General features: G+C 34.2%; 14 protein-coding genes and 7 pseudogenes. 15 read left to right on the top strand and 6 right to left on the bottom strand.

Going from position 1 to position 16461, the window contains the following annotated elements; translation table 11 throughout:
• The first annotated feature begins 4 nt into the window (after positions 1-4).
• On the top strand, positions 5-1048 hold the full coding sequence (locus HPB14_RS06625) for a rod shape-determining protein (protein WP_000577757.1): 1044 nt from the start codon (positions 5-7) through the stop codon (positions 1046-1048).
• A 3-nt stretch (positions 1049-1051) separates the two neighbouring features.
• Positions 1052-1798 (top strand): rod shape-determining protein MreC, encoded by a 747-nt coding sequence (gene mreC / locus HPB14_RS06620; protein WP_001213328.1) that lies wholly within the window; start codon positions 1052-1054, stop codon positions 1796-1798.
• 49 nt (positions 1799-1847) lie between these two features.
• Here mreC and HPB14_RS08665 read toward each other — a convergent pair.
• Positions 1848-1991, bottom strand: a pseudogene (locus HPB14_RS08665) (type III restriction endonuclease subunit R); the annotation flags it as partial.
• Between HPB14_RS08665 and HPB14_RS08075 the strand changes: the two are divergent.
• The 10 genes and pseudogenes from HPB14_RS08075 to HPB14_RS06580 all read left to right on the top strand — a co-directional run.
• A pseudogene (locus HPB14_RS08075) lies at positions 1986-2255 on the top strand (hypothetical protein); the annotation flags it as partial. The pseudogenes HPB14_RS08665 and HPB14_RS08075 sit on opposite strands and share 6 nt — an antisense overlap.
• Before the next feature lie 9 nt (positions 2256-2264).
• Entirely contained in the window at positions 2265-3698 is a 1434-nt protein-coding gene (locus HPB14_RS06615) for a toprim domain-containing protein (RefSeq protein WP_000120443.1), read from the top strand.
• Positions 3695-4957 (top strand): type IV secretion system protein, encoded by a 1263-nt coding sequence (locus tag HPB14_RS06610; RefSeq protein WP_001008735.1) that lies wholly within the window; start codon positions 3695-3697, stop codon positions 4955-4957. Before HPB14_RS06615 ends, HPB14_RS06610 begins: the two co-directional genes overlap by 4 nt.
• A pseudogene (locus tag HPB14_RS06605) lies at positions 4954-5394 on the top strand (hypothetical protein); the annotation flags it as partial. The gene HPB14_RS06610 and the pseudogene HPB14_RS06605, both read left to right, overlap by 4 nt.
• A 172-nt stretch (positions 5395-5566) precedes the next feature.
• Positions 5567-6034 carry an IS200/IS605 family transposase gene (gene tnpA, locus HPB14_RS06600; protein WP_000063685.1) on the top strand — a complete coding sequence of 156 codons (468 nt, stop codon included), beginning with the start codon at positions 5567-5569 and terminating at the stop codon, positions 6032-6034.
• Complete coding sequence (locus HPB14_RS06595) at positions 6003-7151, top strand: RNA-guided endonuclease InsQ/TnpB family protein (protein ID WP_000909431.1); 1149 nt, start codon at positions 6003-6005, stop codon at positions 7149-7151. The genes tnpA and HPB14_RS06595 overlap by 32 nt, the downstream gene beginning before the upstream one ends.
• A gap of 263 nt (positions 7152-7414) precedes the next feature.
• Positions 7415-7633 (top strand): type II toxin-antitoxin system HicB family antitoxin, encoded by a 219-nt coding sequence (locus HPB14_RS06590; RefSeq protein ID WP_000906664.1) that lies wholly within the window; start codon positions 7415-7417, stop codon positions 7631-7633.
• Positions 7626-7820 (top strand): annotated as a pseudogene (locus HPB14_RS08070) (type II toxin-antitoxin system HicA family toxin). Before HPB14_RS06590 ends, HPB14_RS08070 begins: the two are co-directional and overlap by 8 nt.
• On the top strand, positions 7817-8449 hold the full coding sequence (locus HPB14_RS06585) for an IS607 family transposase (protein ID WP_000836811.1): 633 nt from the start codon (positions 7817-7819) through the stop codon (positions 8447-8449). The pseudogene HPB14_RS08070 and the gene HPB14_RS06585 overlap by 4 nt, the downstream one beginning before the upstream one ends.
• Positions 8436-9665, top strand: a complete 1230-nt coding sequence (locus HPB14_RS06580) for an RNA-guided endonuclease InsQ/TnpB family protein (RefSeq protein ID WP_000176326.1) — start codon at positions 8436-8438, stop codon at positions 9663-9665. Before HPB14_RS06585 ends, HPB14_RS06580 begins: the two co-directional genes overlap by 14 nt.
• Positions 9666-9728: 63 nt before the next feature.
• Here HPB14_RS06580 and HPB14_RS08190 read toward each other — a convergent pair whose 3' ends face one another.
• On the bottom strand, positions 9729-9872 hold the full coding sequence (locus HPB14_RS08190) for a hypothetical protein (protein WP_014658531.1): 144 nt from the start codon (positions 9870-9872) through the stop codon (positions 9729-9731).
• A gap of 220 nt (positions 9873-10092) precedes the next feature.
• Between HPB14_RS08190 and HPB14_RS06575 the strand changes: the two are divergent.
• From HPB14_RS06575 to HPB14_RS06565, 3 genes and pseudogenes are all read left to right on the top strand, one after another.
• Positions 10093-10773: pseudogene (locus tag HPB14_RS06575) on the top strand (CAAX protease).
• A gap of 126 nt (positions 10774-10899) precedes the next feature.
• Positions 10900-11151 (top strand): hypothetical protein, encoded by a 252-nt coding sequence (locus HPB14_RS06570; RefSeq protein WP_000006536.1) that lies wholly within the window; start codon positions 10900-10902, stop codon positions 11149-11151.
• A complete protein-coding gene (locus HPB14_RS06565; RefSeq protein WP_000499866.1) occupies positions 11123-11920 on the top strand; it encodes a nucleotidyl transferase AbiEii/AbiGii toxin family protein in 798 nt (265 codons plus the stop codon). The genes HPB14_RS06570 and HPB14_RS06565 overlap by 29 nt, the downstream gene beginning before the upstream one ends.
• Before the next feature lie 317 nt (positions 11921-12237).
• Here HPB14_RS06565 and HPB14_RS06560 read toward each other — a convergent pair.
• The 4 genes and pseudogenes from HPB14_RS06560 to HPB14_RS06545 form a co-directional block, all read right to left on the bottom strand.
• Positions 12238-12822: pseudogene (locus HPB14_RS06560) on the bottom strand (site-specific integrase); the annotation flags it as partial.
• A 107-nt stretch (positions 12823-12929) separates the two neighbouring features.
• A pseudogene (locus HPB14_RS06555) lies at positions 12930-14559 on the bottom strand (DNA methyltransferase); the annotation flags it as partial.
• A 70-nt stretch (positions 14560-14629) separates the two neighbouring features.
• Positions 14630-15535, bottom strand: coding sequence for a DNA adenine methylase (locus tag HPB14_RS06550; RefSeq protein WP_000978435.1), 906 nt, complete (start codon positions 15533-15535; stop codon positions 14630-14632).
• On the bottom strand, positions 15535-16377 hold the full coding sequence (locus HPB14_RS06545; RefSeq protein ID WP_000446572.1) for an EcoRV family type II restriction endonuclease: 843 nt from the start codon (positions 16375-16377) through the stop codon (positions 15535-15537). Before HPB14_RS06545 ends, HPB14_RS06550 begins: the two co-directional genes overlap by 1 nt.
• Positions 16378-16461 lie beyond the last annotated feature (84 nt).

Genomic DNA, 16461 nt, shown 5'->3' with positions numbered 1-16461 from the left:
GGGCATGATTTTTAGCAAATTAATCGGTTTGTTTTCGCATGATATTGCCATAGATTTAGGCACGGCTAACACGATCGTGTTAGTCAAAGGGCAGGGCATTATTATCAATGAGCCTTCTATTGTGGCGGTGCGCATGGGGTTGTTTGATTCTAAAGCTTATGACATTTTGGCAGTGGGGAGCGAGGCTAAGGAAATGCTAGGCAAAACCCCTAACAGCATCAGAGCGATTCGCCCCATGAAAGATGGCGTGATCGCCGATTATGACATTACCGCTAAAATGATCCGCTACTTTATTGAAAAAGCGCACAAACGAAAGACATGGATCCGACCGCGCATCATGGTGTGCGTGCCTTATGGGCTGACAAGCGTGGAAAGGAATGCGGTTAAAGAGAGCGCTTTAAGCGCTGGGGCTAGAGAAGTTTTTTTGATTGAAGAGCCTATGGCAGCTGCGATTGGGTCGGGCTTGCCCGTCAAAGAACCGCAAGGGAGTTTGATCGTGGATATTGGCGGCGGCACGACTGAAATTGGCGTGATTAGTTTGGGGGGGTTAGTGCTGTCTAAAAGCATTAGAGTGGCTGGGGATAAATTGGATCAAAGCATCGTGGAATACATCCGCAAGAAATTCAACTTATTGATAGGGGAGCGCACCGGCGAAGAGATTAAGATTGAAATCGGTTGCGCGATCAAATTGGATCCGCCCCTAACGATGGAAGTGTCAGGGAGGGATCAAGTGAGCGGGCTGTTGCACACGATTGAATTGAGCTCTGATGATGTGTTTGAAGCCATTAAAGATCAGGTGAGGGAGATTTCTAGCGCTTTAAGGAGCGTGCTTGAAGAGGTGAAACCGGATTTAGCGAGAGACATTGTGCAAAATGGCGTGGTGCTTACCGGCGGTGGGGCTTTGATTAAGGGATTAGACAAGTATTTAAGCGATATGGTAAAACTCCCTGTGTATGTGGGCGATGAGCCTTTATTGGCGGTAGCCAAAGGCACAGGGGAAGCCATACAAGATTTGGATTTACTCAGCCGTGTGGGTTTTAGTGAATAATGCATGCGCTTTTATTTTAAATTCCTTTGGCTTTTAGGGATTTTTCTTATTTTTTATTTTTTAGATTTTAAGGGCAGCTCTTCTTATATCAGCGACCGGATTAAAAACGCCTTGATGAGCACGAAAAACAGCTTACTGGACAACATTCAAGCGTATTTTTTTCAAGCCCAAAACATTAAGGAATTTCAAAAAGAACGCTTGATTTTAGAAGCTTTAAAACTAGAAAACGCTGATTTGAAAGAGCGTTTGAATAGTATTTATCCTTTAGAAAATCCAAAAATGACTTATACCCCCACTTTTATGACTTCATTCATCAGTTTAGAAGACACGCGCAGCGTCTCTCTCAACCCTATTGTAAATTTAGAAGAAAATAAGATTTATGGCCTTGTCTCTCACAACCAAGCCATAGGCATTGCCGTGCTAGAAAAAGGGCGCTTGAACGGGTTTTTGAACGCTCACAAGCGGTGTGCTTATAGCGTGATGATAGGCCAAAATCAAGTCTTAGGCTTTATAGGGACTAATTTCAAGCAAGAATTAATCGTGGATTTCATTGCCCCAAGCGCTGAAATCAACATAGGCGATCAAGTGCTAACGAGCGGGCTAGATGGGATTTTTGGAGCGGGGGTGTTTGTGGGCGAAGTTTCAAGCGTTGAAGATCATTACACTTATAAAAGCGCGGTATTAAAAAACGCTTTTTTAAGCGAAGCCAAACTTTTAAGGCATGTGTTTTTGAGCGATGTGAAAAACTAGCCTTATAGGCTAATAAGCGGATCTTTTAACCCCTTTCAATAAATTTAGGCTATAAGGTTAGAAAAAAATCTTCTAGTTTCCCTTTTTTGATCCAATCATCTCTATAACGCTCCCCCACATCATCCTTATTTCCATAAAATTTTAAAACCACTTTGATTTTGAAATTGGGATCGTCTTTAGAGCTAAAAACCCTAAAGCTCACAAATGCTTACAAGAACGCCAAAAAGAAGAAATCCAAGAGAAAGCACAGAGTAATAACAGCGATGAGCCTTGGATAGAGCATGGCAAACGCATGCAAGAAAAAGCCAAAGCGCATTATCAAGCTTGTTTAGAAAGAGAAAAAGCTAAAGAATTAGCTAAAGAGCAAAATAACGCTCAAAAAGAAGTGAAAAAAGAAATGCCAACTATAGATTATGGCTACACACAAAATACGCTCTCTAAGAGCAGAAGGCGTTAGGAAAATCCTATGAGTTATATCCCTAATCTCACTGCCTTGCCTTTGCATGAGATTTTATTAGATAATGGCTATGTTATCAACAAAAATAAGCATAGCAAGAATAACCCTTGCTTAAAGCATGAAAACGAAGAGGGAAGTTTAGTCATCTTTAAAAATCAAAATAAAGATGGCTCAATTAGTTACACCTACAAAGAAACTCATACTGATAAGGTCGGTAATATCATTACTTTTTGTAAGGATAGAAATATCAGCGTTGAAGGCTTACTCGCTGGGAAGTTAGAAGGCTATCGCAATAAAAAAGATACTCTACAAGCAAGGGATAACTCTAGCGAAAATAACAAAGAAATTCAAAAAATCATCAATGAGTTTAAAAACCTTAAACCCTATGATTTACAAAACGCTACACTCATTAAAAAGCGTGGCATTGATACAAAGCTATTAGAGCCTTATAAAGAGCATTTAAAAACGGACAATTTTAATAATCTTATCCTTGCTACCTATTTAGCTTTTGAGAATAAAAATCTTAATGTCATACCCATTCATCAGTGTGGGATTAACAAACGCCTAAATACTCCCTTAAGCACAGACAAAGAGGGCAACATAAGAGACAAGCCATTAAAATCTATCGCACAAGGAATTAAAGGCATAGAATTCTTGTTCCCTAATAATTTAAGCTTAGTTAAAAATGTCATTGTTACTGAAAATATCTTTGATAGTCTAGCTTATTTAGAGTTACAAAGTTTAGAGCCTAAAGAGAGCGTTTTAATTAGCACCGCAGGGCAATTTAATGCACAAAAATTAGAACTCTTTTTAAAAAGTTTTTTTAAGCAATTAAAAGGGCGACAACAAGGAGCGTATAACCATTATCTAAAACAAGAAGAACAATGGCAAGAATTAGTGAGACAAGGCAGGGCTAGTGATGATTTTAATAGCGTGGTAGTAGAGACTTACACTGACATTATTAAAAATTATCAAAGAGAAAAAAATGCTCTTATTTACAACAAGCAAGTTGAAAGAACTAGAGAATACAGAAAGCCTAAGCCTGTTAATAAGCCACAAGATAGTTTTAATGTCATCTTAGCCTTTGATAATGATATTAAGGGTAAAGGATACAAAGAAAGATGCGAGGGTATTTTATATGCCCTTACACAGCAATTCCCCACTATCTATACGCCTTTTTCAAAAGATTGTAATGATGATTTGAAATTAGCACACATTATAGAAAATAAGGCGATTAACATTGACACTATGGCGGAGTTTTTAGAAAGCTCTTTAGAAAAATTAAAAGACAACTACACTTCAACACAAGAAAAGGAAAATATCATGGATAAATTAGAACAAATTGATAGCATTAAGCCCTTTAATGAAAGGCTTAAGGGCATTTTAGAAAATGCTAAAGAAAATTTACAAGCACAAAGTTGTGTTAAAGGGAGGGGGCGATGAATTTTTTTGACACCCTTATGGGCATGTTTGTTGAGCCATCTCAAAAAGTAGCCAAAAGTCTTGCTGAACATGTGGGTAGCTTTTTTCATGCACAACTCATTTTAAACACCATTATTACTATTTTATTTATAATATGGGCGTATAAGCGTGTGAAAGAGGGCGATATGTTTGAGTTTAAAACCGCTATGGGAGTGGTTGTATTCATCGTGTTTGTGGGGTTTATCAATTGGGGGATTAGAAATCCTAATGATTTTAACACCTATTTCATTAACACGATATTTTATCCAGCTGAAAAGCTTGCTATACTTATCGCTCAAAGCTTAAATGATGGCTTAGAAATTCCTAACAATGCTAATGCTAGTCCTAGTGAAACCTTTAATATAGGCAATCTAGTTTCAAGTGCTTATGCAATGATAGTTAATCTGTGGGATAATGCTTTTGATGGTATTAGCATGTTTAATTGGCTCACAATGATGCCTAAAATAATCATGTTTTTTTTAGTGATTTTAGGGGAATTATTTTTTTTAGGCTTATTGCTTATTATTGTGTTATTAGTTACAGCAGAAATTTTTATGTGGTCAGCATTAGGTTTAATTGTATTGCCTTTAGGTTTAATCCCCCAAACCAAAGGCATGTTATTTAGCTATCTTAAAAAGCTCATTTCCCTTACTCTTTATAAACCTTGTATGATGTTAGTAGCTTTTTTTAATTATGGAATAATCTATAAAGCCAATGCTTTAATCCCCACTAAACACGAAGTCACACAAGGCTTTTATGGCAATGCGGATAAAATGGCAAATGAGGGAAAAATTATTGATGCCTTTGGCAATGTCTTAAAAGGAGATTGGAACTCTTATATAGCCCATAGTTCTATTGTAGGCTTTTTAACCATTATTGTTTTAGGTTCTGTGATTTGTTTCTTTCTAGTCAAACGAGTGCCTGATTTTATCAATAATATCTTTGGCACAAGTGGAGGCGTTGGGGCAGTAACAGAAATGATGCAAAAAATTGGCATGACAATAGGCGGAGCTGTATTTGGGGGTAGTGCAGTTATGGTTGCTAATCAAGTTAAGCAAGCCTATCAGAGTGCTGGGGGCGGACTAGCAGGACTTCAAGCTGGAGCTAAAGCTCTTGGACTTGCTGGACTAAGTGGAGGGGCAAATGCTGTAAATGCAAGAAGTGCTAAAGCTGGTGTGAGACACTTTGTAGCAAGTGTTAAAAGTGGCTTTGGATTTGATAATGATAAAAATAACAAATGAAAGGTTTAAAAATGAAAAAATCAATTTTTAGTGCGCTTTTTAGCGCTCTTTTATGTTGCAAAAGTGTCTTTGCAGAGGGGGGAACTCCTTTGATTGTCAATGACCCAGAAACCCATGTAAGTCAAGCCACTATCATAGGCAAAATGGTAGATAGTATCAAAAGATACGAAGAGATTATTTCTAAGGCTCAAGCTCAAGTCAATCAGTTACAAAAAGTCAATAACATGATAAATACGACTAATTCTTTGATTAGTAGTAGTGCTATCACTTTAGCCAATCCTATGCAAGTTTTACAAAACGCTCAGTATCAACTTCAAAGCATTAGATACAACTATGAGAATTTAAAGCAAAGCATAGAAAATTGGAACACACAAGATTTGCTAAGAAACAAGTATTTATCGCAACAATGCCCTTGGCTTAATGTCAATGCTCTTACAAAAAAACTAACGCCTTAAAGCCCCTAGATTTCAGCTATGGGGATACAAGGCGAAACGCCTTTAGGCGTTAAATGCCATATGAAATAGTCGTATCAGCGTTAATATGATATAAAAATAATAGCAATACTATGAATATCTTGTATTAGTTATTTTTTTTATATATAATACAAATATGAGTAACGCTGTTTTATACAAAAGCAATCATAATGTTGTCTATTCTTGCAAATACCATATCGTTTGGTGTCCTAAATACAGGCGTAAGGTCTTAGTGGGAGCTGTAGAAATGAGATTGAAAGAAATCATTCAAGAAGTGGCTAAAGAATTAAGAGTAGAGATCATAGAGATGCAAACCGATAAAGACCATATCCACATTTTAGCTGACATTGATCCAAGCTTTGGAGTGATGAAGTTCATTAAAACCGCTAAAGGTCGTAGCAGTAGGATATTAAGACAAGAATTTAACCACTTAAAAACAAAACTACCTACTTTATGGACCAATTCTTGTTTCATTTCAACAGTGGGGGGTGCACCTTTGAATGTTGTCAAACAATACATTGAAAACCAACAAAACAGCAACCGCCCTAAGCAAAAAGAAAAATGGAAAAGTTATGTTGATAACCTACAAACAAAAGCTCTATAAGAACGATAAGAATAGGCGTATAGACACACTATTAAGGCGTTATGGCGTGTTTTATAATCATTGCATTGCCTTGCACAAACGCTACTATAGACTTTTTAAAAAATATTTAAAACTTAACGATTTGCAAAAACACACCACCAAATTGAAAAAGACTCGTCGTTATGCCTTTTTAAAAACACTAGGCTCACAAACCTTGCAAGACTTAACTGAAAGGATAGATAATGCGTTTAAAAAATTCTTTAATAAACAAGCTAAATTTCCACGATTTAAAAAAGTAGCCAACTACAAATCTTTCACTTTCAAAAGCCAAGTTGATAAAAAGACAGGATTGAATAAGGGAGTGGGGTTTGAGATAAAAGACATCGTTGTTTCTTTTAATGGTTATAGCTACAAGTTCATTAAAACTTATGCTTTGATAGGGAAAGTAAAAACTTTAACCATTAAAAGAGATAATATGGGCGATTATTTCTTGTGTCTGGTCTGTGAATTGGAAAATAACCCTAACAAGCAAACCGCATGCGATAAAAGCGTGGGCTTTGACTTTGGGTTAAGGACTTTTTTAACCGGATCTGACAATACTAAGATAGAGTCGCCTTTATTTTTCTCTAAATACTTGCCTTTAATTAAACGACTTAGTAAAAACCTTAGCAAGAAAGTTAATGGTTCTAATAACTTTAAAAAAGCTAAAAAGAAACTAGCCCGACTTCACCAAAAAATCAAACACTTAAGAACCGATTTCTTTTATAAATTGGCTTTGAAGTTAAGCAAAAAATACCAAAGCATTTTCATTGAAGACTTGAACATGAAAGCTATGCAAAAACTTTGGGGTAGGAAAGTGAGCGACATAGCTTTTAGCGAGTTTGTGAAAATCCTTGAAAAAAAGGCTCATGTCGTTAAGATTGATAGATTTTATCCTAGCTCTAAGACTTGTTCTAATTGTTTATCTGTTGATGAAAACTTTAATAAAGACATAAAAAAATTAGGCAAAACAGATAAAGAAAGAGAATACCACTGTAAATATTGCGGATTGGTTATAGACAGAGATTTAAATGCGTCTATCAATATTCATAGGGTTGGGGCATCAACTCTTGGGGTAGAATTTGTAAGACCTACCTAGTAGGCTGAGTTTTCTTGATCCCAATTTTTCTCATGCTTTAGCTAGAATCCCATAGCTTTAGCTATGGGGAGTATGTCAACAATCAAATGCTCTTTTTAAATCAAACAATGGCAATGCAAAGCGAGATTATGGCAGATCATTATTTTAGGCAAAATAATGATGGCTTTGGGAAAGAAGAAAACCATATTACTAAACTTTCAATTTAATTTTGTTTAAAATATATTATGTGTATAATCATAAGAAATTCACTCAAAGGTAGTGCCATGCTTATAAACGCTGTCATAGAAAAAGATGAGAATGGGTATTTTGCTTTTGTCCCCTTTCTAAAAGGCTGTGTATCACAAGGGAAAAGTTATGAAGAAGCCCTAAGAAACATTAAAGAAGCCATAGAGCTTTATTTGGGAGATTTAGAAGCCGATGAGTTAGCTTTTCTTTCTAAGAAAAATTCTGTAATAGCACCCATTGAGATAGCTTTTGCCTGAATTGCCACGACTCACAGCTAAAGAAGCAGAGAAGCTATTATTGCAGAATGGATTTGTTTTCTCTAGGCAAAAAGGCAGCCATAGAATTTATGTGAAAGATAAAATCAGGTAGGTTTTGCCTTTTCATTCTGGCGAAATCTTGCACCCTAAAATAGTGAAAGAAATCATGGAAAATATCCTTAAATGAAATCTAAAGAAGTCTTAAAGATCTTAAAAATATCCCGTGTTACTCTTTGGAAGTATGTTAAAAGTGGAAAGATACGAGTTAAACAAGAACCCAATGGTTACTATATATACAACGATTCTGATGTCTATTCTTTATCAGGAATTGAAGATGGTAGGCTGAATGTAGTTTATGCTAGGGTAAGCACTCAAAAGCAGAAACAAGACTTGCACAATCAAATAGAAAACTGTATCTCTTTTATAAATGCTAAAGGAATATCTGTAGATAGTATCTATTCTGATATTAAAAGCGGCATGTCTTTGGACAGAAAGGGTTTTATGGAACTTCTTAATGCGGTAATGGCGTTTAAAATTAAGGCGGTTTATATTTCCTATAAAGACCGATTAGCTAGATTGAGCTATGAGTTAGTAGAAAAGCTATTTAGCGATTATGGCACTAAAATCGTTATTATCAATCAGTGTGAATCAATCAGTTTAGAGCAAGAACTGTTTGAGGACATCATGCAAACAATCCATTCTTTTTCTATGAAGATGTATTCTAAGCACCGCATTGCTAAAAAGTTACTTTTAGAGAGTAAGGTTAATCCAGCCTTGCTAAAATCTCTTAATGGGGAAACAGATGACCTTGACTGAACGCCATATTATTAGACCCACGCACCCCATTTTTAAACGCATTAAGGACTTTTGTTATCTGTCTAAAAACCTTTACAACTACGCTAATTTTATTTTAAGAGAGCATTACTTTGCAGGTTTTAAGTTGCCTACAGCCTACGATTTAATCAATCGCTTTGTCAAAGAAAGCCAAAGAGATTACAAAGCTTTGCCTGCCCAAAGCGCACAACAGGTATTAATGCTTTTATCTCAAAATTGGAAAAGCTATTTAAAAGCCCTTAAAGCTTACAAACTCAAGCCTTCTAGCTTTCTAGCGCGTCCAAAAATCCCTAAATTCAAACCAAAAGATGGCGTATCTATAGGGGTTTTAACAAACCAGCAAACTAGCTTTACGAAAGGACGCATGACAAAAATTAAATTCCCAAAAAAAGCTAATTTAAAAAGACTTATCACTAAAATAAACCCTCAAACTTCTAGGCTAAAGCAAGTACGCTTAATCCCTAAAACCACTTGTTTTATCGTGGAAGTTGTCTATGAGCAAACCACGCACAAACTTCCACAAACTCATGGCATTGGCATTATGGGTATTGATCTGGGCTTGAACAACTTCGTAACTGCAATAGATAATCAAAGTAGTCCTTTTATTATCAAAGGCGGAGGGGTGAAGTCTGTCAATCAGTGGTTTAACAAACTCAAAGCCCATTATCAAGCCAAAGCCAAGACTTCAAATAAGCGCTTTTGGACAAAACGCTTAGGCAAATTAGCTCTATGGCGGGAGTGTAAAGTCAATGATTTTATGCACAAGGCGAGCGCCTATGTGGTGGGGCATTGCTTAAAAAAGGGCATTTCTACAATTGTCATCGGTAAAAATGATGGCTGGAAACAAGAGCTAAAGCTAGGCAAGAGAACCAATCAGAACTTTACTAATATCCCTTATGAATCCTTTATTGAAAAACTAGCCTACAAGAGTGCTTTAGTGGGGATAACTTTGCACACAACAGAAGAGAGATTTACGAGCAAGTGCGACCACTTGGCTAACGAACCCATGCAGCACCACGAGCAATATTTAGGTAAAAGAGTTAAACGAGGGCTATTTAAATCTAGCATAGGCAAATCCCTAAACGCCAATATTAACGGTGCAATCGGCATTTTAAGAAAAGTATTCCCTGATGCAGTGAAAACTCTAAGGGATAGCGGAGTAGTGTTTACTCCAGTAAAAATCTCGTTGGCGTTTTAAACACGATGGGAAAATTTACAAAAAATAACTTTTTAAATACTTTTAATAAGATTAAAGAGTTTTTTAGACATTGTATAGTTTTACTCGTTTCAATAAGTCTTCATCGCTTAATAAAGGCTTTGCCATTAAGGGAGCAGTAGCACCTAGTAAAACCCCAGCTAATAAGCTTGTTTTTAAAGTTTTATTCAAACCATTTAATTTAATCATTTTTCTATTCCTTTTAACTTAACTTGAATTGTAATCATTATAGCATAGAAATTTAAAGAAATACTAATAATAATTAAATATTAAGTTATTTTGTATGTATTTAGTAGAATTTGGTTATTTTAATTACTCACTATATATTATCTTAACAAGCAATAACAATCTTTTATAACTAATTTTGTTTGTGTTATAATTTGGTTTAACAATTATTTTAAGAGACACTATGCAAGATTTACGATATTTCAAGAATAATATTACGCTTATTCTATCCAAAGACAGATTAGATACTTATAACAGCCTAGAGCAATACAAAGAAAATTTAAAGCTCATTAGTCTAATCACACCTAAAATCTCTAATTTAGAGATTTACTTACGCAACGCTTTAGACTATTGCTTGACTCAAATCAAAGGGAATGAGTGGGTGTTTGATGAAGTTTCTTTAATCCCCTTAATAGAAGAATTGAAAGACAAGAAAAAAGAAATCACGTATTCTTTGGTCTTGTCTAAAATGTCTTTAGAAGCGGTGATTAAGCTTATCTTTTTTTACAAATTAGAGGGGGTAGCATTAGATTTGAGAGCCTATAGTCTTAAGGCTTATTACAAAGATAATAAGGATACTTTGCTTATTAAGGGTAGAAAACAACATCTTTCTAATTATGCTAAAGCCTATATTGCTTTAAACTTACTATGGACAATTAGAAATCGTGCGTATCATTGGGAAAATTTACTAAAGCTAAGGGCAAACAACCGCCCACGCATTACAACACGCTTTATCAGAGAATGAGAAAAGCCTACAAGTAAAAGTTTTAACTTTGGTATCATGCCTAACAAAATTGTTTCATTTTTAGATGATTTAATCAAAAGTATTGGAAACAAAGACTTGGAAAAACTAAGTAGTCTATAAGCTATAAGAAAGTGGGCTTCGGTCAGCCCTATGTAATGTAGGCGTATTATAGCTAAACAATCATTATAAGTCAAACCAACACAAAATTTGCTAAACTACAATCAAATCAATTTAGGGAGGATAAAAATGTCATTTGCCCCTATGTTATTAGCTACAATCAATAACTCTATTGGCAATAAAGATAAGCATGTGAGTTTAGAGTATCTTATAGGGCTTTTTATGGATAAAAAAACAACTAATCTAAGCAATACTGACAAGTATATTATAGGCACAATTCAAACAGAGGCACTAGACCAAGAAATAGAGTGGTTTTCACAAGATTATCATATCCCTATGGAAAATATTCAGTATGTTCTATCCATCAATCCTTATCAATGAGGTTAATTTTGTTAAAAATAACTTCCAAACTCAAATAAAAGCCTTAGAACAATTTTATCCTATCATTAAAAATGCTTTGAATTTAGGGCTTAAGCCTAGCATGATTAAGTTTGGCGGTGGCACAGCTTTGAGTATGTATTACTTCCAACATAGACTAAGTTTTGATATTGATTTGTTTGTTAATGACGCTCAATACTTAGGATTTTTTAGCCCTAAGTTATGGATAAATGATTGCAGTCATTTTGACAGTGTTAGATATATAGATCAACACAATCACATAGGTGTAACCAATAAGTACAACATTAAAATAGACATTCTGTTAGATTATGCTAGTAGTGAGAGGTATATTGATGATTCAAAAAAGATTTTCTCTTTTGATATTCATGTGGAAAGTCTAGAAAATATTATCGCTAAAAAGATTACTTTTAGAAAAACTGATAATAAAACAAGAGATATTTTTGATATAGCAGTGGCTTTGCATAATGACAATAATTTATTTGACAAGCTTTTAAGTTCTCAAAAAATAACTAAGCAAGACTTACTAACTCTTCAAAATTCTTTGCAAGAGTTAGATAAAAAGCGTTATAGCATAGAAATAGATATGGTAGAACCCATTTCACACTATAAAGACCTTTCTTTAAGTGCTTATGATTTTTTAATAGACAAAATAGACCAAATTAAAACAGCGACTTACTCAAATTCCCATGACAACGCAGATGATTTAGATAATTCCAATGAATACACCCCCACACCTAAGCGTAGACGATAAACAATCTTGTTAAGTAGGTATTTAATAGCTTTAGTTAATCTATCAGTATTTAATAGAATTTAGTTATTTGTATTGTTAATCAAATATATTCTTAATGAGTAACAATAATCTATAATTACATTGTTTTTAGAATATTTTGTAATTTAAGCTAACTCTATAAAATCTCAATGATTTTAACAACCCTTATAAAACTAATCATTTTTAATTAGCAATAAAAACATTAAATAGTTAATTAAAATTATCTAATGCTAGATTATTTATCTTAATAAGATTATTTAAACTAATTACACTAAACTACCTAATCAATTTTAACCACCTTACTTCTTGTTCTCTATCAAACTATCAAACACAAGAGCCACTTTCTTGTTATGCTCTTGTGTGGTATGAATATAAATCTTAGTAGAGAGTAAGGAGCTATGCCCTAACGCCCTTGAAGTTAAAACTAAGTCTTGGGTTTCTTGATAAATGAGTGTTGCAAAACTATGCCTAAATAGATGTAAGCCTGTGCCATATTGCTTATAGTGTTTGATTTGAGCTAGTTTAAAGATTAAGGGGATAAAGTTATAAAGCGTTAAAGAATTTTGTGCTTTTTGTTTGTCTTTTTTAAAAAGATATGCCCCATTAAAATATTTTAGTCTATATTCATCACTAAGCCAAGCATTCAAGCTTGGTTCTAACAAACTCTTTTTAATATAAGCTTTTCTCTCTTTTCTACCTTTACCTTGAATTAAAATAGAGTAGTTTTGCTCTTCTACTTGAATGTGTTTTAATTCTATGTTTAACACTTCGCATTTTCTAAGTCCCCCAAGTATTACAATAAGTAGAATACACTTATTGCGTTTTTCAAAGCTTGTAGCTGGCTTATAGTCTAAGAGTGTTTTTAAAAAACTCTTTAAGTCTTTATGCTACATTTTCAATGATTTTTAATTGACTTAGATTGAAACTTAGAGAACACTTAAAACTTACATTCTTACTAGAATGTTAGTTTCTGTCTCTAAGTCTCATAGAAAGGGTTATCATTAATCCATGCTCCATTAGGGTCGTTATCGGGGTTTTTGTAATTTTCTAAATTCTTTTCTCCCCCCAAGAGATTGATAAATTCTTTATTTTTCGCATAACAGAGTAAAAATTCATGTTGGTAATTGACGCCCGTTTTTAGCGTCATTAGTCGTGCTTTTAGTTTTTCTAATGAAATCAGCTACAAAGTTATCACCCCCCCCCCCCCCATTAAACACTTCGTCCATGAGCGCTTTGCAATAAGCCTGTTCGTTATCATCAATGCTCACAAACATCACGCCTTTATCACTCAATAAGGAATGCGCAAGCTCTAGGCGGTTTTCCATCATAGAGAGCCAACTGGAGCGCTTGAAATTATCCGCATAAATAAATTCATTGTTTTGCGTGTTGTAAGGCGGATCAATATAAATGCAATCAATGGCTTCTTTATAGCGGTTTTTGAGAGAGTTTAGGGCTTGGTAGTTTTCGCTTTTAATGAGCGTGCCGTTGATTTCATCTTCATTGAATAAGTTTTTAATCTCTTCTTCTAAATCTTTAAAATAGAGAGTGTCTAGGGGCAAAAACTCGTTTTCTAAAAGATTGTCTGTGGTTTTTAAATTCAAGTCTTGCCATTCTTTAACTTGTTTGGGGTAGTTTTTGTGGTTTGTGATCTTGTTCAAATCATAGTTTTTGGCTTTGAGTTTGTCTAAGCTCACGATGAAATGCGAGTTTAACACCAAGCGGGGTTTGTTCCAAATCTTACAAAGTTCGTTTTCAAACTCGCTCACTAGCAAAATCACTTCCAAAGCCACTTCCTTAATAGTATTGATCTCATTAAGGCGTTTAGCATCAAATGCAGTCATTTCTTTAAAAAGGTATTCAAACAAATACAAATCCAATTGCTCTTTTAAAAACCCTAGCGCGTTTTTATGGATAAAATAATCCATACTGCCTTGCTTTTTGAATTTTCCAAACGCTTTTTTTAAAATTTCTTCATCAAGTTTGACGCCTTGATTGGAGCATTTTTTTAGGATTTCATTCGTTTTTGTTTGAGTCCCCTTGCTGCTGAGCGTAACGCTAAAATTTAAGGTGTTAGTTTTTGTGTCTGTATCTTTTACTATACTTTTTAAATCAAAGACTAAATCCACTTTTTCATTATACTTTTTGCTTTCTAATGAAGAAGTGTCAAAATTAAAAAGAATGTTTTCTAATTCAAAGCAAAAATCCTTATAAATCGTTTCGCTTTTCACATAATAAAGATCTTTAGTTTTATAAAATAAAGCGGTGTCTTTTTTAAGGGAGCATTTTTCATAATCGCTTTTAGTATAAAGGCTGTCATAAAGGGGCGTGTCGTTGAAATAAATCCCTCCATTAGCGCTGAAATAACGCTTGAAAAAGCTATAGAGTTTGTCAAACAATTCTTCTTTGAGATCGTTGTTGTTTTGGCATTTACAATCAATGAGTTTTTCTAATTCTTGTTTTTTGCTTTGATAATACTGGCTCTTAGCCTTCAATAGATTGAGCATGCCATTTTTTAGCGCTTTAGCGTTAGGATTTAAAAGGCTTTCTGGCTGGTCTTCAATCTTAACGCCTATGAAAAGGTTTTCTAAAACTTCATAAAATTGCACCTCGTTCGTTTTCATTATCACGCTCCTTAAAAAACATGGAAAGTATTATAACGATGATTACCTTATTAAAAGTTTAGCATGCATGTTATAGAGCGTTAATCTCTAATCTGTGCGTCAATGCGCTTTTAATGCCCCTATTTAAATCTGTATCGCTCATCTGTATATTGGATAATAATGCTTCATAAATCATGTTGCGATTATTTTCTTTAGCTCCAACATGATAAAAATGCTCTTTAGTTACGATAGGGTAACTTTTCCAAATAGAAAAAATATAATCATTTTTACGATATTTATTGCTAAACCATGTAGAAAGAATGAAATTGCACCCAGATTCTGACAACACTTGTTGCAACATGATTTCATTTTCTTCATTCCAACAATCAAAATAATCTGCATTTCTTCCAATATAAGGGGGATCGGCATAAATCAAATCGCTTCTGTTCGTTTCTAAAATGGTTTGTTGGAAATCTTGACACTTAAATTCATAATGATTGTTTTTAATCATTTTTGCTGTATTTTCTACTTGATTAACAATCTTAGTAACCAAGCTTTGGGCGAAACGCTGCGGTTTTTTACAAAACGGCACATTGAATTTCCCTTTTTGATTGAAGCGTATCATGCCATTAAAACATGCGCGATTTAAGAACAAAAAATCAAGAGGATCACAATCTTTATTGAATCGTTCCCTCACTTCATAGTAATATTCTCCATTGCTTTGCAATAATTTCAAACCTTCTTCGTTGAGAAATTCTTTCACAATCTTTGGGGTGATCTTTTCATCTTGAATGGCTTGATAGAAACGGATTAAATGCGGGTTGCTATCGCATAATAACGCTCTTTTAGGCTGGATATTAAAAGCCACAACGCCTGTCCCCATAAACGGCTCAACCCAACGCTCAAATGCAACCTTTTTTGAAATCCCTTTAATCCAATTTACTAATTTCGTCTTAATGCCTTGGGATTTTATGGGTGGGATCAGTGTTTTCATCATTAAGATTTGCTCCTATTTTTTACAGGATTGATTTTTTGAATATCAATTCCTTTAAATTCAAGGAAGTCAACTAATTTTGTCAGTTTTTTAAAACTACCTTGATTTTTTAAATCAGGTATCATTAACACGCCTTGATTGATCCAATATTCATCAAAAATTTGTTCGCCAAGATTTTTAAACACACCATTCCCTTGCAAAATATCATCAATATATTGAATACTGCCAATGTTAGCCGTATTACCACTTCCGCCCTTATCGCTAGCGATTTTCCATTTCTCTTCAGCAAAAAATGTAAAATCTTTGATAACAGAAGTAATGTTATCCAACTTTTCTAATTGTAAAATTTCTGTTTCATCTATACCGCTAGAGGCAGATCGTGTGTATAAAATACCCAAACAAATATGAGCCAAATAATGCGAATAGGGGAATTGGATATTTTTTGCACTAGTGCGATTCCTAAAATATTCACCATGCGAACCCAATGTAAAACCATTACAAAAACCCAAACAATCATCTAATCGATAAGTTGTTTTTATATCTACAGCAAACTTCATGCTTGGATTTTCCTCGCACACAAAAGATAGATCAGGATACCAATTTTGTTTTTCAGCAATAATGATTTCATACCCATTTTTCTTAGCAAATGTTTTAAATCTAGGAAAAAGTTGGATTTCAAGAATTTTTGAAATAATTTTAGTATCTGATGAAATTGTATAAATATTTTTATCTGTATCAATAAATCCTTTAATTTTCCAATCCCCCAATTGAGTTGTAACATGGTCAGTTAATTCTGTTGCAAAAATCTTAAGTTTTTCAATAAAATTTTGTTTCACTGACTCCATAACCACCTTTCAAACACTCAATTGTTATCAAATGTATCCAACTGATTATAACACGAAAATTATCGCTTTTAGTGTTGTAAAAAT

The sequence above is a fragment of the Helicobacter pylori HUP-B14 genome (assembly GCF_000259235.1).
GTDB classification, from domain to species: domain Bacteria; phylum Campylobacterota; class Campylobacteria; order Campylobacterales; family Helicobacteraceae; genus Helicobacter; species Helicobacter pylori_CU.
The sequence above is the reverse complement of the archived record's forward strand: the minus strand, read 5'-3'. Positions and strand labels throughout refer to the sequence as shown.